This is a genomic window from Ensifer adhaerens (genome assembly GCF_000697965.2).
GTDB classification, from domain to species: Bacteria; Pseudomonadota; Alphaproteobacteria; order Rhizobiales; family Rhizobiaceae; genus Ensifer; species Ensifer adhaerens.
Genome location: NZ_CP015880.1, coordinates 2,800,001 through 2,818,436 on the forward strand (window position 1 = coordinate 2,800,001; position 18,436 = coordinate 2,818,436).

Annotated in this window: 15 protein-coding genes (1 of these 15 only partly in view); 7 read left to right on the forward strand and 8 right to left on the reverse strand. The window is 63.2% G+C overall.

Going from position 1 to position 18,436, the window contains the following annotated elements:
* Positions 1-588, forward strand: partial view of a M23 family metallopeptidase gene (locus FA04_RS13575; protein WP_034797679.1) — the 3' portion only. It extends 1,380 nt beyond the left edge of the window; only the last 588 of its 1,968 coding nucleotides appear in the window; the start codon falls outside the window, past its left edge; its stop codon occupies positions 586-588.
* An 83-nt stretch (positions 589-671) separates the two neighbouring features.
* On the opposite strand, the gene clpB is transcribed toward FA04_RS13575, so the two are convergent.
* Together clpB and FA04_RS13585 are read right to left on the reverse strand one after the other, a co-directional pair.
* Positions 672-3,278, reverse strand: coding sequence for an ATP-dependent chaperone ClpB (gene clpB / locus FA04_RS13580; protein ID WP_034797681.1), 2,607 nt, complete (start codon positions 3,276-3,278; stop codon positions 672-674).
* A gap of 238 nt (positions 3,279-3,516) precedes the next feature.
* Positions 3,517-4,536, reverse strand: coding sequence for a hypothetical protein (locus FA04_RS13585; protein WP_034797683.1), 1,020 nt, complete (start codon positions 4,534-4,536; stop codon positions 3,517-3,519).
* A gap of 130 nt (positions 4,537-4,666) precedes the next feature.
* Between FA04_RS13585 and FA04_RS13590 the strand changes: the two genes are divergently transcribed.
* Complete coding sequence (locus tag FA04_RS13590) at positions 4,667-5,251, forward strand: TetR/AcrR family transcriptional regulator (protein WP_034797685.1); 585 nt, start codon at positions 4,667-4,669, stop codon at positions 5,249-5,251.
* A gap of 105 nt (positions 5,252-5,356) precedes the next feature.
* Here the strand turns inward: FA04_RS13590 and FA04_RS13595 are convergent, their stop codons facing one another.
* The 5 genes from FA04_RS13595 to FA04_RS13615 all read right to left on the reverse strand — a co-directional run bounded on the left by FA04_RS13595 (position 5,357) and on the right by FA04_RS13615 (position 12,001).
* A complete protein-coding gene (locus FA04_RS13595) occupies positions 5,357-6,019 on the reverse strand; it encodes a DUF4167 domain-containing protein (RefSeq protein ID WP_034797687.1) in 663 nt (220 codons plus the stop codon).
* Between the two features lie 327 nt (positions 6,020-6,346).
* Entirely contained in the window at positions 6,347-7,216 is an 870-nt protein-coding gene (gene prmC, locus FA04_RS13600; RefSeq protein ID WP_034797690.1) for a peptide chain release factor N(5)-glutamine methyltransferase, read from the reverse strand.
* Between the two features lie 3 nt (positions 7,217-7,219).
* Positions 7,220-8,302, reverse strand: coding sequence for a peptide chain release factor 1 (gene prfA / locus FA04_RS13605; RefSeq protein ID WP_034797692.1), 1,083 nt, complete (start codon positions 8,300-8,302; stop codon positions 7,220-7,222).
* A gap of 69 nt (positions 8,303-8,371) precedes the next feature.
* Positions 8,372-10,639, reverse strand: coding sequence for a phosphoenolpyruvate--protein phosphotransferase (ptsP, locus tag FA04_RS13610; RefSeq protein ID WP_034797694.1), 2,268 nt, complete (start codon positions 10,637-10,639; stop codon positions 8,372-8,374).
* A gap of 87 nt (positions 10,640-10,726) precedes the next feature.
* Complete coding sequence (locus FA04_RS13615) at positions 10,727-12,001, reverse strand: aspartate kinase (RefSeq protein WP_034797696.1); 1,275 nt, start codon at positions 11,999-12,001, stop codon at positions 10,727-10,729.
* 326 nt (positions 12,002-12,327) lie between these two features.
* Between FA04_RS13615 and FA04_RS13620 the strand changes: the two genes are divergently transcribed.
* The 3 genes from FA04_RS13620 (at position 12,328) to FA04_RS13630 (ending at position 16,203) form a co-directional block, all read left to right on the forward strand.
* A complete protein-coding gene (locus FA04_RS13620; protein ID WP_034797868.1) occupies positions 12,328-13,128 on the forward strand; it encodes a hypothetical protein in 801 nt (266 codons plus the stop codon).
* A gap of 136 nt (positions 13,129-13,264) precedes the next feature.
* Complete coding sequence (locus FA04_RS13625) at positions 13,265-14,281, forward strand: linear amide C-N hydrolase (protein WP_226020909.1); 1,017 nt, start codon at positions 13,265-13,267, stop codon at positions 14,279-14,281.
* Between the two features lie 389 nt (positions 14,282-14,670).
* Positions 14,671-16,203 carry an ABC-F family ATP-binding cassette domain-containing protein gene (locus tag FA04_RS13630; RefSeq protein WP_034797708.1) on the forward strand — a complete coding sequence of 511 codons (1,533 nt, stop codon included), beginning with the start codon at positions 14,671-14,673 and terminating at the stop codon, positions 16,201-16,203.
* Positions 16,204-16,310: 107 nt separating this feature from the next.
* On the opposite strand, the gene FA04_RS13635 is transcribed toward FA04_RS13630, so the two are convergent.
* Positions 16,311-16,835 (reverse strand): SAM-dependent methyltransferase, encoded by a 525-nt coding sequence (locus FA04_RS13635; protein ID WP_127889434.1) that lies wholly within the window; start codon positions 16,833-16,835, stop codon positions 16,311-16,313.
* Between the two features lie 93 nt (positions 16,836-16,928).
* Here FA04_RS13635 and FA04_RS13640 point away from each other — a divergent pair, with 93 nt between their 5' ends.
* Positions 16,929-17,477: a dihydrofolate reductase family protein gene (locus FA04_RS13640; RefSeq protein ID WP_034797710.1), complete on the forward strand. Its 549-nt coding sequence runs from the start codon at positions 16,929-16,931 to the stop codon at positions 17,475-17,477.
* A gap of 211 nt (positions 17,478-17,688) precedes the next feature.
* Positions 17,689-18,435, forward strand: coding sequence for a bifunctional 2-polyprenyl-6-hydroxyphenol methylase/3-demethylubiquinol 3-O-methyltransferase UbiG (ubiG, locus tag FA04_RS13645; RefSeq protein WP_034797712.1), 747 nt, complete (start codon positions 17,689-17,691; stop codon positions 18,433-18,435).
* Position 18,436 lies beyond the last annotated feature (1 nt).

Here is an 18,436-nt window from a genome sequence, read left to right on the forward strand (position 1 = left end):
GTTACCGCCTTCTACCGGTTCCAGGATCCGAGCGACAACACGATCGACTATTTCGACCAGGACGGCAAAAGCATCCGCCAGTTCCTGCTGCGCAATCCCGTGCCGAATGGCCATTTCCGTTCGGGCTTCGGCATGCGCCGGCACCCGATCCTCGGTTTCTCGCGCATGCACACCGGCGTCGACTGGGCAGCCCCGCGCGGCACACCGATCATCGCCGCCGGCGGCGGTGTCGTCGAAAAGGCCGGCTGGGATTCCGGCGGCTATGGCAATCAGACGCTGATCCGCCATGCCAACGGCTACGTGTCCTCCTACAACCACCAGAGCGCGATCGCCAAAAACGTCAAGGTGGGCAACAAGGTCGTCCAGGGCCAGGTGATCGGCTGGGTCGGAACGACCGGCCTTTCGACCGGACCGCACCTGCACTACGAGCTGATCGTCAACGGCAACAAGGTCGACCCCTTGCGCATCCGACTGCCCGGCGGCAAGTCGCTTTCGGGCGACGCGCTGGCGAAGTTCGAGAAGGAACGCGACCGCATCGACGAATTGCTGAACAAGGACGGCACGGGCGCAGAGGTCGCGAGCAACTAACCGCTCCCCTCCCCTGCTCGAAAATCGGCACAAACAGAAAGGCCGCCCCGAAGGGCGGCCTCTTGATTTGTGCGCTGCCGGACTTAGGCGGCTTCCTTGTCCGGCCCCGCCCCGCGCTTGAAGTTGAGGCGGTCCGAGCCCGAAAGCACCTTGACGGTCGAACCATCAGGGAACTCGCCCTGCAGGATCTTCTCGGCGAGCGGATCCTGCACGAACTTCTGGATCGCCCGCTTCAGCGGACGGGCACCATAGGCCGGGTCGTAGCCCTTGTCGGCCAGGAACGCGCGGGCATCGTCGTCGAGTTCCAGCGTGATCTTGCGCTCGGCAAGCAGCTTGCGCAGCCTTTCGAGCTGGATATCGACGATCGCCCCCATCTCCGACCGACGCAGCCGGTGGAACAGGATGATCTCGTCGACGCGGTTCAGGAACTCCGGCCGGAAGGCGGACTTCACCACCTCCATCACCTGGTCGCGAACCGCATCACTGTCCTCATTTTCGCCAAGCCCAACCAGATACTCCGCGCCGAGGTTGGAGGTCATGATGATCATCGTGTTGCGGAAGTCGACAGTGCGACCCTGACCATCGGTCAGGCGGCCGTCGTCGAGCACCTGCAGCAGCACGTTGAAGACATCCGGATGCGCCTTCTCGATCTCATCGAACAGCACGACCTGATAGGGCCGGCGCCGAACGGCTTCGGTCAACGCACCGCCTTCCTCATAGCCGACATAGCCCGGAGGCGCACCGATCAGCCTGGCGACGGAGTGCTTCTCCATATATTCCGACATGTCGACACGCAGCAACGCGGTCTCGTCGTCGAAGAGGAACCGGGCAAGCGCCTTGGTCAGCTCCGTCTTGCCGACGCCGGTCGGGCCCAGGAAGATGAACGAGCCGATCGGCCGGTTCGGATCCTGGAGACCCGCACGGGCACGCCGGACGGCACGGGAAACTGCCTGCACGGCGTCACCCTGGCCGACAACCCACTTCGCCAATTCGTCTTCCATGCGAAGCAGCTTGTCGCGTTCGCCTTCCAGCATCTTGTCGACCGGAATGCCCGTCCAGCGCGAAACGACATGCGCGATGTTGTCGGGGGTCACGACCTCCTGCACCATCGGGTTGGCATTGGCGTTCTCCTGGCTTTCGGCGTCCGAGAGCTCCTTTTCGAGCTTCGGAATGACACCGTAGGTCAGTTCGCCGGCACGCTGGAACTCGCCCTTGCGCTGGACGATCGCCAGTTCGTTGCGGGCTTCGTCGAGCTGCTTCTTGAGATCGGCGGCACGCCCGAGCTTCTGCTTTTCCGCCTGCCAGCGGGCCGTCAGCGCGGATGCCTGCTCTTCGAGCGAAGCAAGATCAAGTTCGAGCTTCTCGAGCCGATCCTTCGACGAGACATCGGTTTCCTTCTTCAGGGCCTCGCGCTCGATCTTCAGCTGGATGATGCGACGATCGAGCTCGTCGAGCTCCTCGGGCTTGGAATCCACCTGCATCCGCAGCCGCGAGGCGGCTTCGTCCATCAGGTCGATCGCCTTGTCCGGCAGGAACCGGTCGGTGATGTAGCGGTTCGAAAGGGTCGCGGCGGCAACCAGCGCCGAATCCGAAATCCGGACCTTGTGGTGCTGCTCGTACTTTTCCTTCAGACCGCGCAGGATCGAGATCGTGTCTTCGACCGTCGGCTCCTCGACCATGACCGGCTGGAAGCGACGGGCAAGGGCCGCGTCCTTTTCGACATGCTTGCGGTACTCGTCGAGCGTGGTCGCGCCAACGCAATGCAGTTCGCCGCGCGCAAGCGCCGGCTTCAACAGGTTGGAGGCGTCCATGGCGCCATCGGCCTTGCCGGCCCCGACCAGCGTGTGCATCTCGTCGATGAACAGGATGATCTCGCCGTTTTCGGCCTGCACCTCGTTGAGCACGGCCTTCAGCCGCTCCTCGAACTCGCCGCGGAACTTCGCACCGGCAATCAGCGCGCCCAGGTCGAGCGCCATCAGCCGCTTGTCCTTGAGGCTTTCCGGCACGTCACCATTGACGATGCGCAGTGCCAGGCCCTCGGCGATCGCGGTCTTGCCGACGCCGGGCTCACCGATCAGAACCGGATTGTTCTTGGTGCGGCGCGACAGCACCTGGATGGTGCGGCGGATCTCGTCGTCGCGGCCGATGACCGGGTCGAGCTTGCCTTCTCGCGCGTCGGCCGTCAGGTCGCGCGCGTATTTCTTCAGGCTGTCGAAGCCCTGTTCGGCAGTGGCGCTGTCGGCGGTGCGGCCCTTGCGGATGTCGTTGATCACCTGATTGAGCTTGGTCGGCGTGACGCCGGCCTTCTTCAGGATGTCAGCAGTGGCCGCAGAGCTTTCGATCGCCAGCGCCAGCAACAGGCGCTCGACGGTGACGAAGCTGTCGCCAGCCTTCTTGGCTGCGTCTTCGGCGCTCGAAAACACCCGCGCAAGCGGCTGCGACAGATAGACGGAACCGTTGCCGCCGGAAACCTTGGGAAGCTTTGCAAGCGCTACGTCATTGCCGGCGCGCGCTTCGCGGGCATCACCACCGGCCCGCTCGATCAGCGAGGCGGCCATGCCCTGGTCGTCATCGAGCAGTACCTTCAGCACATGCTCCGGCGTGAACTGCTGGTGTCCTTGCGCCAGCGCGTAGGTCTGCGCCGACTGCAGAAAACCGCGCACGCGCTCGGAATATTTTTCGATGTTCATACTCTACCTCCATAGCCCGGCAGGCCCATCATGGCACCCGTCGGTGTTTCAGGATCAGGCTCCCGCATTCGGCAAGCCTGTCAGTGGCGCGATCCCCGCTTTGCGTCGGATCAACGCGTCCGAAGCGAATATGGGGCAGCGATTTTGGAAATTAAAGAGCCTCCCGGCGCTCGTGAGACGGAAATCTGCAACCACGAGGCGGCCGCGCACCGAAAGGGTAACGCGGCCGCGGGATCGTCTATGCCGCGGGGGTCCGCTCGGCGAAGGACGCGCCGAATTCCTTCATCCGCCGCACATAGTAGGCCGGCTCGATCAGGACCTCCGGCAGATAGAGGCCCGGCGTCGGGGCGGCCCCTCCTTCAAGGCCGAGCATGCGCTCGACCGCAAGGGCGACGCCAAGCGCCGTCAGTGGGGCCTGGCCCTGAGGGTGCACGATCTCATAGCGACGGTCGACCAGTTCGCCGTGTTTGTCGCGGCCCTTGATATCGATGGCGATCTCCGTCGAGAACGGTTCGCCGCGCCGCCTGCTCGCGGACACGCTATAGGCAAGATCCAGGCGGATATCGCTGGCGTTGGTACGGGCCGAAAGCGCCATGACGTCGAAGGGCGAATAGGCGGTCGCTTCGAGTTCGACGCCGTCAACGCTTCTGAAGCGCGCCTTGGAATCCTCGCCGCCGGCCCAGTGGAACTTGCCATCCGCGACGGTCAAAGCGGCGGGCGCAAGGCCGGTGATGCGGTTGTAATCCGCAAGTGCTGCCGGCCCACCCATGTCCTCTTCGTCGAGCAAGACGCCGATGCGGATCGTGTCGATCGCCTCATAGGCTTTGGCAAAGTCGAGGATCGGGAAGATCGCGGCGCCGGCGAGCCAGTGGCTGGCGAGCAGGATCGGCGCACTGTCCGGCGCGTGGATATACTGCGCCATCTCCGGACCGACCTCGAAGGTGCCGCTCGATAGGCTGATATAGGGAATGCCGTGGCGCTGGGCGTAACGCATCGAACTCAGCTTTTCGTCTTTCAGGAAGATGACGACGGCGCTGAAGCGGGGCGCATCGCCAAGGCCGAGATCCGGGCGACTGAGGTCGACGCTGACCCCGACCGCGCCGCCAACCTCACGTGCGACCGCCTCGGCCCTGCCAAGATCGCGGCCACCGATCGCGATCGGCAGCGTCGGGTGCAGACGACGAATGATCCTTGCGGCCTGCGACCCGACGACACCGGAACCACCGACAATCAAAACGGGCAGAAACTTGCTCGACATCTTCCTATCTCCTAAACGAGAGGTAAGCGGCACCTACCGAACTTACCATTAGTAACTTACTATTGGTAAGTAAGATGCCGAATACCACTTTCAAGAGGCATGGGCCGACGCGAATAGAGGATTGTGATCGATGAGCCGGACGAAAGGCCGAAAGCTTGCGAAGCCCGAGCGGCGCGCCCAGCTGCTCGAGACCGCCAGGGAGATCCTGCGCGAACGGGGCGCCGACGCCCTGACGCTTGGCCATCTCGCCGAAAGCGCTGGCGTCAGCAAGCCGATCGCCTATGAACATTTCGGCACGCGCGAGGGGCTCTTGATCGCGCTCTCCCAGGAAATCGAAGACCGGCACACGGAAAAACTGAAGGTCGCGCTGAAGGGTGCATTAAATCGGCTCGAAGCGGTCGCCGATATCATCAGTTCCGTCTACATCAACTGTGCTGTCGAAAGCGGCGAGGAATGGCAGGCGATCTCCGGCGCGCTGCGCGGCAATGCGGACATGATCGCCACGCAGCAACAGCAGGCTGACGATTACGTCGCCATGATCAAGGCAGCCCTCTCTCCTTTCTCGGAAGTCCCCGAGGACGATCTGAGGCTTCGATGCACGGGTATCGCCGGCGCGGCCGAGGCGATCGGCCGCGAACTGATCCGCGGGCGCACAAACGAGACCGCTGCGAGCAGCAACCTAACTGCACTCATCATCGACAGTGCCAAAAGCTGACCAGTGCAACTGGCTGATCAGCGTTTGCCGTGCAAAGAAAAACCCGGCCGCGATGGGCCGGGTTTTTGATGCCTGCACCGGGCAGGCTGACTAAAGCGACTTCGCTTACTCGGAAGCAGCCAGAGCCGGCGCTTCCGGAGCGTCATCGCCTGACGGCTGAGCCTCGTCGGCAGCACCTTCCTGGGCGCTGCGGCGGGGACGGCGCGGACGCGGCGCGTTGCGGCGGCGCGTTGCGGCACGGCCGGAAGCGGCAGGAGCTTCTTCTTCCATCGCAACTTCGGCCGGCGTGCCTTCGATCACCGGCTGCGGGCCGGTACCGTCGATGACAACGGGCTGCGGCTCGGCAACAGGCGTTACGGCTGCGGCACCCGAAGCCGGCATGTCGTCGGCGTAGCCCTGATCCAGATCGTCCTGGTCCTGGTCGGCTGCGTCGTGGCCGCGGAAGTCCTGACGGTCGTCACGCTGGAAACGATCCTGCATCTGCGCCTGCGCGGCAGCAATGATGCGGTTGTAGTGTTCGGCGTGCTGCAGGTAATTTTCCGCCATGACCCGGTCGCCGGAGCTCTGGGCGTCGCGCGCAAGTGCAGAGTACTTCTCGGCGATGTGCTGGGCCGTACCGCGAATCTTCACATCCGGACCGGAGCTGTCGTAGGTCCGCGTCAGCGGATTCGAGCCCTTGCGGTTGTGATTGTTGTTGCTTCCATTGTTGTTGTTATTGTTGTTGTTATTTCGCCCGCGGCCGCGCTTGTTTTGCTGTCCTGGCCTCATAGTACATTCACCCGAATTCTCTTGATAATGATGATCATGTGGTTTCGTCTTCCGGCCGGATCCGCCCGACAGAGCACGCACCGTTGCGCTCGCACAATGGCGGCTTCGGCGCCGACTGACGTCAAATTAACAGGTACCCGCACAAGGCACGTGTTGAACCCTAGCAACTCTTTCTTGAGAGCAATCCCCGTGGCCAGGTCATACCGGAACGAATCTTAGGTCCATGACCTTCTGCCCAGTGCGCGGGCAAACTAGCCCGCTTCCTCTGGGATTCCAAGCCCTTTCTTTGCCTCTGCAAGAAAGAAGATGCGCCAGTGCAGCATTTTTTCAACGGTTTGTGTCGCGTTCGAAGATCAGGACGCGGTCATTGCCGCCGAGATCCTTCGCCTCTTCACGCAGACGGAATTTTTCGGCGTAAAACAACGCCGTTACCGCCTCTTTCTGGTCGAAACCGATTTCCAAGCCTATCACGCCGTTTGTCTCAAGATGATGACCAGCTTGAGAAGCGATGGCGCGATAGGCATCTAGCCCATCTTCTCCGCCATCAAGCGCTGCGGCCGGGTCGTGAAGTCTCACCTCCGGCTCAAGCTCTTCAACCACACTGGACCGGATATACGGCGGATTTGAGACGATAACGTCGTAACGACCGTCCACCTTTTCGTACCAGTTGCTGAGCAACGGCCGAAAGCGATCCGCAAGTCCGAGAGCGACGGCATTTGCCGTCGCCGTTGCCAGCGCGTCTCCGGATATATCGGTAGCCGTGCCCCTGGCTTCAAGAACCTCAGACAGAAGCGCGAGACAAATCGCGCCCGTGCCGGTCCCGAGATCCATGATCTCGCAACCTCCCTTTCGCGCGACCACCGCGCGCAGATAGGGGATCATGCGGTCGACCAAGGTCTCGGTGTCCGGGCGCGGCTCCAGGGTTTCCTTCGACAGCCTCAGCGGCAGACCGAAAAACTCGCGTTCACCGAGGATGCGATAGACCGGCTCGCGCGCCAGCCGGCGCGCAACCGCCGCCCGGATCCGCTGGGCATCCTCATCCGAAACCGGGTCCCTGCCCCGCGACACGACCGCGCTCAGCGACAGGTCGAGCAGGCCCGAGATCAGGTGCCGGACGTCGAGCGCCGCATGCTCGATGCCACCCGCCTGCAGGCGATCGCGACTTTCGGCAACCAGACTCGCGAGCGTCTCGGCCATCTCTTAGCCCCGCTGCTCGCCGAGCTGCGCCAGCTGGCTCGCCTGGTAGTCGGCAAGCAGCGCATCGACGACTTCGTCGATCTCGCCCATCATCATCCGGTCGAGCTTGTAGAGCGTCAGGTTGATGCGGTGGTCGGTAAGGCGTCCCTGCGGGAAATTGTAGGTGCGGATGCGTTCGGAGCGATCGCCCGATCCCACCTGGCTCTTGCGGTCGGCCGAGCGTTCGCTGTCGGCGCGCTGGCGCTCCATGTCGTAGAGGCGCGAGCGCAGCACCTGCATCGCTTTCGCACGGTTCTGGTGCTGCGACTTTTCCGAGCTGGTGACGACGAGCCCGGTCGGCAGGTGGGTGATGCGCACGGCCGAGTCCGTCGTGTTGACGTGCTGTCCGCCGGCGCCCGACGAGCGCATCGTGTCGATGCGGATATCCTCGGGCCGGATCTCGATATCGATGTCTTCGGCCTCGGGCAGCACTGCGACGGTTGCCGCCGAGGTGTGAATGCGACCGCTCGCCTCCGTCTCCGGCACGCGCTGTACGCGGTGCACACCAGACTCGAACTTCAGCCGCGCGAACACGCCGCGCCCGGAAACTGTAGCGATGATTTCCTTGAAACCGCCGGCTTCGCCTTCGCTCGACGACAGCACTTCGACCTTCCACCCCTTGCCCGCCGCATAACGCTCGTACATCCGGAACAGGTCGCCGGCAAACAGCGCCGCCTCGGAACCACCGGTTCCGGCGCGGATTTCAAGGATCGCGCTCTTTTCGTCGGCCGCATCCTTCGGCAGGAGCAGGATCTGGATCTCCTGTTCCAGCTGTTCGATCGCCTCGACGACCTCGGGCTTTTCCATTTCGGCGAGATCACGCATCTCGCGGTCGGTCGATTTGTCGGCGAGCATGGCGATGATGTCGGCAAGCTCCGCCGTCGCCTTTTCGTAGGCGCGGATCTTCGTCACCACCGGCTGCAGTTCGGAATACTCCGAGGCGAGCTTGACGTAGACGTCCGCGGCCGGGCCGGCGGACATGCGCGCCTCGATTTCACCGAACCGCCGTTCCAGTTCGCGCATCTTTTCAACGGGAAGCTTTGCCAAGTCTCACTCCAATGCGTCTCGCCCCGGCCGGATCAGCTCCGGACGAGGGTTGCGACGCGTCACTTCAATCTAAACCGGAATGCCGTTTTCCGCGGCGAAATCCACCAGCATCTGGCGAACGGGCGTCTGATCTCGCGTGTCGTCCAGTGCAGCGTTGAGCAGTGCGCCGAGCTTGGACGCGTCAAGCGCCAGAAGCATCGCCTTGATCGGTCCGACGGCCGTCGGCGACATCGACACCGAACGGAAGCCAAGACCCAGCAGCGCCATGGCCGAGAGCGGCTTGCTCGCCATCTCGCCGCAGAGCGTCACCGGCGTATCGTGCCGGTCGCCGGCGCGCACGATATCACGCAGGATCCTGAGGAACGGGCGCCCGAGCACGTCGAAACGATCGGACACGCGGGCATTGCCGCGGTCGACGGCCATCGCGAACTGGAAGAGGTCGTTGGAGCCGACCGAGACGAAGTCCACCTCGGTCATCAGCTCGTCGAGCTGCCAGAGCAGCGCCGGCACTTCCAGCATGGCGCCGAATTGCAGCTTGCGCGGCAACTGTTCGCCGAGCTTCGACTGCCGCTCGATTTCCTTCTGCAGGAGGTCGCGCGCGATCCTGAGTTCGGAGACCTCGGTGACCATCGGCAGCATCAGCTTGAGCTCGGCACCGGCCGCCGCCCGCAGCATCGCGCGGAGCTGGGTGCGCAGCAGACCCGGCCGGTCGAGCGAAAGCCGGATGGCGCGCCAGCCGAGCGCCGGGTTTTCCTCTTCCGCAGCGCGGAAATAGGGAACCACCTTGTCGCCGCCAATATCGAGTGTGCGGAAGGTTACGGGCTTGCCGCCCGTCTGCTTCAGCACGCTGCGGTAGAAGGCTTCCTGTTCCTCCGCCTTCGGCATGGTCGAGGCGATCATGAACTGGAGTTCGGTGCGGAAGAGGCCGATGCCTTCGGCACCCGCCTCGTTCAGATGCGGAAGGTCGACCAATAGGCCGGCATTCATCTGCAACGTGATACGCGTGCCGTCCCGGGTCAGCGGTTCGACGTCCTTCAGCGCGCGGAACTGTGCCTGACGCCGCGCCCGGAAGCGAACCTTTTCCTCATAGGCGCGCTGCAGGTCGGCGAGCGGCCGCAGATGCACCTTGGCGTCATCGCCATCGATGATGATCGCGTCGCGGTTTTCCGCAAGCGCCACGGCACCGGTCGCCTGGCCGATCACAGGAATGCCCATGGCGCGGGCAACGATCACCACGTGGCTGGTGACGGCACCCTCTTCGAGCACCAGGCCGCGCACATTTTCGCGCGGATAGTCGAGCAGCTCGGCAGCGCCCATGGCGCGCGCGACGATCACCGCATCGTTCGGGAAGTCGCTCGCCGAAAGCTTGGCGCCGTAGCCCGAGAGCTGGCGCAGCAAGCGGTTGGCGAGATCGTCAAAATCATGCATGCGCTCGCGCAGATAAGGGTCCGTCAGGCGGATCATGCGCGCTTTGGTTTCGCTCTGCACACGCTCGACGGCGGCTTCCGCCGTCAGGCCGTTGCGGATCGCTTCTTCGAGCTTGCGCACCCAGCCGCGGTCATGCGCGAACATGCGGTAGGTCTCGAGCACTGCCCGATGCTCGCCCTCCATCGACACCTCGCGGCGCGACAGCATGTCGTCGATCGAGATCCGCAGCGACCCGAGCGCCTCTGCAAGCCGCTGCAACTCCTGGTCGGTATCCTCGTTGAGAAGATTGGTGACGACGATCCTTGGTTCGTGCAGGACGACATAGCCAAGGCCGATGCCTTCGCCGTAGCTGTTGCCGTCGATCGAGACGGGACGCGAGAGATCGAGTTCGAGCCCTGGCTTGGTGATCTTCTTGAGCTCGCCGGTTGCCACCATCTCGGCGAGAACCATGGCGGTCGTTTCGAGCGCCTCGACCTCGTCCTCGCGATAGTTGCGCATCGCCTTGTTCTGGACGACGAGAACGCCGAGCGCGCGCCCTGTGCGCAGGATCGGCACGCCGAGGAAGGAATGATAGATCTCTTCGCCGGTCTCCGGCAGGTAGGTAAAGGCCGGGTGAGACTGGGCGTCGGACAGATTGAGCGGCCGGGCCGAAGCGGCGATGGTACCGACGAGGCCCTGCCCCATCTTCAACTGCGCCAGGTGAACGGCGGCCTTGTTCAGACCTTCGGTCGCATAGAGTTCGAGCACGCCGTCGGAGCGCAGCACGTAGACCGAACACACTTCCGCGACCATATTCTGCGCGATCTGGCGCACGATACGGTCAAGGCGCTCCTGCGGCTCCAGCGGTTCCGCCATCAACTCGCGCAACCGCTTGAGGAGAACGCGCGGACCTGCGGAAAGGTCTCTCATCGCGTGGGGTCTCCCGAAATAGAGGGGACGGCAGCAAAGGGGATGCGCGGCCAAGTCGCCGCGAATCCCAAATCGGTCGTCTGTCGATTAACTCTTATCGAGACCGTAAGCGGAATGCAAAGTGCGAACCGCCAATTCCGCATAGGGTCCATCGATCAGGATCGAAATCTTGATCTCGGAAGTGGTGATCGCCTTGATGTTGATGCCCTTGTCGGCAAGCGCACGGAAGGCCGACGCTGCAACACCGGCGTGGCTGCGCATGCCGATACCGATGACCGACACCTTGACGAGGCCGGCTTCGGACTGGACAACGTCGTAACCGATCTTGTCCTTGTTGTCGCCGAGCACCTTCAGTGCCTTGTCGACATCGCCGGAGGGAACCGTGAAGGTCATGTCGGTTTTCGAACCGTCCTCGGAGATGTTCTGGACAATCATATCGACGTTGATATGGGCTTCAGCCAGCGGGCCGAAAATCGCGGCGGAGACGCCCGGCCGGTCGGCGAGACGGCGCAGCGAAATCTGGGCTTCATCCTTGGCATAGGCAATGCCGGTTACGACTTCCTGTTCCACGATCTCATCCTCATCACAAATCAGCGTACCGGGCGGATTGAGAAGGTCACCCATGCCCGGCGCATCGGGATCTTCGAAAGACGAACGCACGAAGGTGCGGACCTTGTGCACCATGGCAAGCTCCACCGAGCGCACCTGCAGCACCTTGGCGCCGAGCGATGCCATTTCCAGCATTTCCTCGAACGCGATCTTCTTCAGACGCCGCGCCTTCGGCTCGATGCGCGGGTCGGTGGTGTAGACGCCATCGACGTCGGTGTAGATGTCGCAACGGTCGGCCTTGACGCCGGCGGCGATCGCAACCGCCGAGGTGTCGGAGCCGCCGCGGCCGAGCGTGGCGACGCGGTTGTCGGGCCCAAGCCCCTGGAAGCCGGCGATGACGGCGACCTGGCCCTCGCCCATGCGGCGGATGAGCTCGGCACCGTCGATGTCAAGAATGCGGGCAGCGCCGTGGGCGTTGTCGGTGCGGATCGGGACCTGCCAGCCCTGCCACGAGCGGGCGTTGATGCCCATCGACTGCAGCGCGATGGCGAGAAGACCGGAGGTCACCTGTTCGCCGGACGCGACGATCGCGTCGTATTCGCGCGCATCGTAGAAGGGCGAGTTGGCGCCGGTTGCCTTCGGCATGTTCTGCACCCAGCCGACCAGCTCATTGGTCTTGCCGGACATCGCGGAAACGACGACGGCAACTTCGTGGCCGGCATCGACCTCGCGTTTCACATGGCGGGCAACATTGTGGATGCGTTCCAAATCAGCGACGGACGTCCCGCCGAATTTCATCACGATGCGTGCCATGTGCCTCTACCGGTACCCAAATTGCGCGCGCTTGCGCGCGTGACAGGAAAGCCCCCGCCGGCGCCCGACGGTCAAAAAGCTTGGGAGACTTCTCGCACATCGGCAGTCACCGCTACGGGGAGCGGAAAGTCGCGGCGTCTCTTAGCGGATCAGGGGCCTGCGCGCAATGGCAGGGCGGCAGGAATAAGGCTCCATACGCACGGTGGGGAAACGTGCGCGGTCGCGGTTTGCGCCACTTGAAATTGCGGCAGCGCCGGCTAGGCTGCCAACGGACGCTTGAGGGGGCAGACATGCAAGCACATCGCATACCCGCAACCGCACGAATGATGGCCCGCTGTGCCGTCGCGCTTTCCGTGACGCTCTTGTGTTCGACACCGTCGAACGCCGCCGATTTCGACCAGGCACGCATGGCGCCGCAAGGCGACTGGACGGTGATCGTCAGCCCCTATGTCTGGGCGGCGAGCCTCAAGGGGGACGCATCGCTTGCGGGCTTCGACACCGATGTCGACGTGCCCTTCAAAGACACGCTCGACCATCTCGACCTGGCGCTGATGGGCAACATCGAGCTGACCAACGGCCAATGGGGTGTCTATTTCGACGGCCAATACGTCCGTACCAGCCAGGATGAGGAGCTGCTCAGCCATGAGATCGGCCTCGACATCAAGATGACGACGCTGGCCTTCGGCGCGTTCTATCAGGTCTATGAGCAGGAACTCGGCGGCAACACCGTCTTCGGCAAGCCCCGGACGCTGTCGATCGAGCCGACGATCGGTCTGCGCTGGACGAAGCTCGAGGCGGACGTGTCCGTGGCCGGCTTCAACACGAGCAAGAGCGCCGACTGGACCGACCCCTTCGTCGGCCTGCGGCTCAACGCCGATCTCAGCGAGCGCTGGAACCTCGTCGCCGAGGCCGATGTCGGCGGCTTCGATGTCGGCTCAAAGCTCAGCGTCAACGCCCAGGCCTATCTCGGATACCGAACCGAAATGCTTGGCCAGCCGACAATTTTGCGCGCCGGGTACCGGTTGCTCTATCAGGATTACGAAAGCGACGACTTCACGGGCGCGAACAAGTTCCGCTGGGACGTGAGCCAGCACGGCCCGGTGATCGGGTTTTCCATGTTGTTTTAGAACCTGGGCCTGCTTCAACGCTCAAGGACCGACTGGCGGATACCCAGCATACGCTTTGCCCGCGAAGGAGAATGGTATGACGTTCATCGTAAAGCCGGCCGTCCGATCGGTCACATCCGCGCTTGCCGCCCTTCTCATGCTCGGTCAGACGACGGCGGAAGCCTGCACCCGCCTCGTCTATCTCGGCCCCGATGACAATATCATCACTGCCCGATCGATGGACTGGAAGAGCGACGTCGCGACCAACCTCTGGGTCCTGCCGCGCGGCATCGAGCGCAACGGTCAGGCAGGGCCGAACTCGTTCAAATGGACGGCGAAGTATGGAAGCGTCGTGGCCACCGGCTATGATGTCTCGACCACCGACGGCGTCAACGAGGCCGGCCTCAATGCCAATCTCCTGTGGCTGGTCGAATCCGAGTACCCTGACTTCAACGATAAATCGAAGCCGGGCCTGACGATCGCCGCCTGGGCGCAATATGTGCTCGACAGCTTCGCCACTGTCGAGGACGCGGTGAAGGCGCTTGAGAAAGAACCGTTCACGATCGTCACCGACAACGTACCGGGTGAGAACCGGCTGACGACGCTGCACCTTTCGATCTCGGACAAGACCGGCGACAGCGCAATCGTCGAGTATATCGGCGGCAAGCAGGTGATCCATCACGGTCGCCCGTATCAGGTGATGACCAATTCGCCTGTCTTCGACCAGCAACTGGCCCTGAACGCCTACTGGAAGCAGATCGGCGGCACCGTGATGCTGCCGGGCACGAACCGCGCGGCCGATCGTTTCGCGCGCGCCTCGTTCTACGTCAACGCCATTCCGAAGGACGAGAACCCCGACCGTGCGCTGGCCAGCGTCTTCAGCGTCATTCGCAATGTCTCGGTTCCCTATGGGCTCAACACGCCGGAGGAACCGAACATTTCCTCGACCCGCTGGCGCACCGTGGTCGATCACAAGCGCAAGCTCTATTTCTTCGAGTCGGCGCTGACCCCGAACACCTTCTGGGTCGACCTGAAGAAGATCGATTTTACCAAGGAGACCGGCAAGGTGATGAAGCTCGATCTCGGCGAAAACCAGGATCACACCTATTCGGGCGACGCGACCGGCGACTTCAAGCAGGCCGAACCGTTCAAGTTCCTCGGGTTGCAGATGTGAGCACACCGGCTCGGGGCCGGCGCGAAGCCATTGAAAATTGCGCGCGACGGTGTTATTGACGCTGCCGTAAGTTCAAATTCGAGAAAGGGGGGCTGCACGTGATGACATTTTTCCGGCACCACCGCCAGCGTGGCCCCGTCCAAGCCCTGCAGATGCGTTTGCAGGGCTGACCAGACATCCTTTCGCGAAGATCGCGAGCCTATCCCTGGTCTGCCCAGAGTGATGCAGTGCGGAACCGTTTCGGTTTGAACGCCTGCATCGTCTTCCAATACCGAGTAGATGCGGCCCGAGCACAGCATGTCTGTGCTGCGGGCTCGACCATCCGAAACCCCGGCCTGAAGTGCCGCCCCGGATGATCCGCCGTCGCTCGTGCAGTCCAGAGAACGACCATGGCCTTGATCAATATCCGCAACCTCGGCGTCAGCCTGAGCGCACCGCTTTTCTCCAGTCTTAGCCTGTCCGTCGCATCCGGTGATCGTATCGGCATCGTCGCTGCCAACGGCCGCGGCAAGTCGACCCTGCTGAGATCAATCGCCGGCAGCTTTGATCCGACCGCCGGCGAAATCACCCGCTCGCGCGGGCTGACGGTCGGTCACGTCGAGCAGAACGTGCCTGCGTCGCTTTTACCTCTCTCCTTCCACGACGCCGTTCTTTCGGCCCTCCCGGCCGACCAGGCGGAAAACGAAAGCTGGCGCGTCGATATCGTGCTCGATTCCCTCGATGTGCCGGAGGTTCTGCGGACTCGCGCCGTCTCGGAGTTGAGCGGCGGCTGGCAGCGGCTGATGCTGCTTGCCCGCGTCTGGGTCAGCGAGCCAGACGCGCTGCTGCTGGACGAGCCGACCAACCATCTCGATCTCGCCAAGATCGCCCGGCTGGAGGCCTGGCTGAATGCGCTGCCACGCGACGTGCCGGTGCTGGTTGCCAGCCACGACCGCGCCTTCCTGGACGCAACCACCAACCGCACGCTGTTCCTGAGGCCAGAGCAATCGCCGATCTTCGCGCTCCCCTATTCGCGGGCGCGCGCCGCTCTCGATGAGGTGGACGCATCGGAGGAGCGGCGTTACCAGCGCGACATGAAGGTGGCGCAGCAACTGCGTCGCCAGGCCGCCAAGCTCAACAATATCGGCATCAACTCCGGCAGCGACCTGCTCACGATAAAGACGAAGCAACTGAAGCAGCGCGCAGAACGGCTGGAGGATGCGGCAAAGCCCGCGCATCAGGAACGTTCCGCCGGCGCGATCCGGCTCGCCAATCGAGGCACCCATGCCAAGATCCTGGTGACGCTCGACGACGTCCAGGTCGAAACGCCCGACGGCACCCCGCTTTTCCGCACCGGCAAGCGCTGGATCTGCCAGGGCGACCGCATCGTGCTGCTCGGCGAAAACGGCGCCGGCAAGACCCGGCTCGTCAACCTGATCCGCACGGCGATCGAGGAGCCCTCCCGCGCGCCGGAGACGCTGAAGGCAACACCCTCGCTGGTGCTCGGCTACAGCGACCAGGCGCTTGCCGGCCTGTCGGACGAGGAGACGCCGCTTGCCGCGCTGTCCCGCCGCTTCTCGCTCGGCGACCAGCGCGCCCGTAGCCTGCTCGTCGGTGTCGGCGTCGGCATCGACATGCAGGAAAAGGCGATCGGCCGGCTGTCGGGCGGCCAGAAGGCGCGTCTTGCCATGCTGGTGCTGCGCTTGAAAGAGCCCAATTTCTACCTGCTCGACGAACCGACCAACCACCTGGACATCGAGGGCCAGGAAGCGCTCGAAACGGAGCTGTTGAGAAACGAGACGAGCTGCCTGCTCGTCTCCCACGACCGCAGCTTCGTGCGCAATGTCGGCGACCGCTTCTGGCTGATCGAGAAGCGCCGCCTCGTCGAGGTCGAGGACCCGGAGGACTTCTTCGCCTCGGCGGCGGCAGGCGACGTCGGCTGACATAAAGCGCAATCATCGCAAGTGTGACGCCCGCAACAAGCGGGCGTCACAAATGCCAACATCATCAGGCGGGCGGCCGCGCAATCAGGCATGCGACCTCGCTGCTGTCAAAAATCTGCGCCGACAGTGCCTCGACCTGCCAGCTCTGGCGAAGGGCCGCCGCCGCGAGCCGCGCCAACGTCGTCCGCCCCCGTGGACGGCTCGTCATGGAAAAGAAAAAGACGTCCCTCAGGCTTCAACAGCTGCGCCAGCGCCGCAAACTCTCGAGCGGGATCGCCCCGCGTGAACACGCCGACGCGCATGGCGAACGCCTTGTCGAAGCGACGGCCACCGAGATCGAACGAGCGAAGCTCCGCAACCCGCAAGGTCGCCCGGCCTGCAGCAACATGTTCAGCATTTCTGCGTGCTGCCGCCGCGATCATCACAGCCGAGCGGTCGATGGCGACAATCTCCCCTTCGCCGAGCCGATCGCAAACCTTCGTCACGGCAATGCCATGGCCGCAACCGACTTCGAGCAGATGATCGGACGGCTGCGGCGCGATGACGCCGACCGCCCAGTCGATCCTGTTCAAGCCCATGTGGATTCCTCCCCTCGCCAGCGCAGAAACTAGCACGCGGAAGAGCCGCAGCACCAACCAATCCGATGCAAAAATAAAACCACTTGCAAAACCATATCAGATTTGCCACCCTTTCCGTGACAGGCATGCCGCAACGGGAGAGATACAATGCGCAAGGTCATCATGTGGGACATGGTTAGCGTCGACGGCTTCTTCGAAGCACCGGGGCACGACATCGAGTGGTTCGTCTTCGAGGACGAGCTCGCCGCCTATATCGGCGAAACGCAGCTCGAGGCCGACACCCTGCTTTTCGGCCGCGTGACCTATGAAATGATGGCGGGCTACTGGCCATCCGCTGAAGGCGACATCGCGACCTTCATGAACGGCGTCGAGAAATTCGTCTTCTCGCGCACGCTGACCTCCGCCGATTGGGCGGGGACGACGCTCGTGACCGGCGACGCCGCAAGCGAAGTCGAACGACTGAAGGCGCTGGATGGCGGCACGATCTTCGTTTTCGGCAGCGCCGACTTCGCGAGCGAACTGATCGAGAAGGGCCTCGTCGACGAATACCGCCTCGGCATCAATCCGGTGCTGCTCGGCGAGGGTATGCCGCTGTTCAAACCAGGGCTGAAGCGGACGAAACTCAAACTGACCCACACACGCCCTCTGACGTCCGGCGTGGTTATCCTGCACTACCAGCCAGAAGCGGACGCCTAGCAGGGCGGGCGCCACGCACGCGTGTGCGCCGATCTGGCCCAGCGCCGCCTCTTGACTTCCTTGTCCGATCGTCCGACTTCACTGCTGCACAAGTCCCTAAATCGGGATCGATTTAAGGATAGAATTTTGCAGCACTTTAAAGTGCTACAGCGTCCTTAGCGCGCCTTGAAAGACGCGCGGCGCTGTCGGGACGATGCAAGGAGACGGCGACATGAGCGAGACCGCACGCACGACGATCGACCAGAGCGAGGTTGACCGCTTTTCCGCCATGGCCGCGGAGTGGTGGGATCCGACCGGCAAGTTCCGGCCGCTGCACAAGTTCAATCCCGTTCGCCTCGCCTATATCCGGGACAAGGTGGCCGGGCATTTCGGCCGTGATCCCAGGAGCCCGCAGCCGCTCAAAGGTCTGCGCCTGCTCGATATCGGTTGCGGTGGCGGCCTCCTGTCGGAGCCGATGGCACGCATGGGCGCCGATGTTCTCGGCGCCGACGCCTCCGAAAAGAACATCGGCATCGCCAAGACGCACGCGGCCGGAAGCGGTGTGGCGGTCGACTATCGCGCCGTGACCGCCGAAGCCCTTGCCGAAGCCGGCGAGAGCTTCGACATCGTGCTCAACATGGAAGTGGTCGAGCATGTCGCCGATGTCGATTTCTTCATGACCACCTGCGCCCATATGGTTCGCCCCGGCGGTCTGATGTTCGTCGCCACGATCAACCGCACCATGAAGGCAGCGGCGCTTGCCATCTTCGCAGCCGAGAACGTGTTGCGCTGGCTGCCGCGCGGTACGCACCAGTATGAAAAACTGGTGCGCCCGGAGGAACTGGAAAAGCCGCTCGTGGCCAACGGCCTCGAAGTGACCGAGCGGACCGGCGTCTTCTTCAATCCGCTTTCCAATCAGTGGAACCTGTCCAAGGACATGGACGTCAACTACATGATCGTCGCCAAGCGGCCGCTATGAG

What these genes read in the sequence shown, in the direction of transcription:
- clpB (WP_034797681.1), bottom strand. Translation starts at nt 3,278, where the DNA reads ATGAACATCGAAAAATATTCCGAGCGCGTGCGCGGTTTTCTGCAGTCG.
- FA04_RS13585 (WP_034797683.1), bottom strand. Translation starts at nt 4,536, where the DNA reads ATGTCGAGCAAGTTTCTGCCCGTTTTGATTGTCGGTGGTTCCGGTGTC.
- FA04_RS13590 (WP_034797685.1), top strand. Translation starts at nt 4,667, where the DNA reads ATGAGCCGGACGAAAGGCCGAAAGCTTGCGAAGCCCGAGCGGCGCGCC.
- FA04_RS13595 (WP_034797687.1), bottom strand. Translation starts at nt 6,019, where the DNA reads ATGAGGCCAGGACAGCAAAACAAGCGCGGCCGCGGGCGAAATAACAAC.
- prmC (WP_034797690.1), bottom strand. Translation starts at nt 7,216, where the DNA reads ATGGCCGAGACGCTCGCGAGTCTGGTTGCCGAAAGTCGCGATCGCCTG.
- ptsP (WP_034797694.1), bottom strand. Translation starts at nt 10,639, where the DNA reads ATGAGAGACCTTTCCGCAGGTCCGCGCGTTCTCCTCAAGCGGTTGCGC.
- FA04_RS13615 (WP_034797696.1), bottom strand. Translation starts at nt 12,001, where the DNA reads ATGGCACGCATCGTGATGAAATTCGGCGGGACGTCCGTCGCTGATTTG.
- FA04_RS13620 (WP_034797868.1), top strand. Translation starts at nt 12,328, where the DNA reads ATGGCCCGCTGTGCCGTCGCGCTTTCCGTGACGCTCTTGTGTTCGACA.
- FA04_RS13625 (WP_226020909.1), top strand. Translation starts at nt 13,265, where the DNA reads ATGCTCGGTCAGACGACGGCGGAAGCCTGCACCCGCCTCGTCTATCTC.
- FA04_RS13630 (WP_034797708.1), top strand. Translation starts at nt 14,671, where the DNA reads ATGGCCTTGATCAATATCCGCAACCTCGGCGTCAGCCTGAGCGCACCG.
- FA04_RS13640 (WP_034797710.1), top strand. Translation starts at nt 16,929, where the DNA reads ATGCGCAAGGTCATCATGTGGGACATGGTTAGCGTCGACGGCTTCTTC.
- ubiG (WP_034797712.1), top strand. Translation starts at nt 17,689, where the DNA reads ATGAGCGAGACCGCACGCACGACGATCGACCAGAGCGAGGTTGACCGC.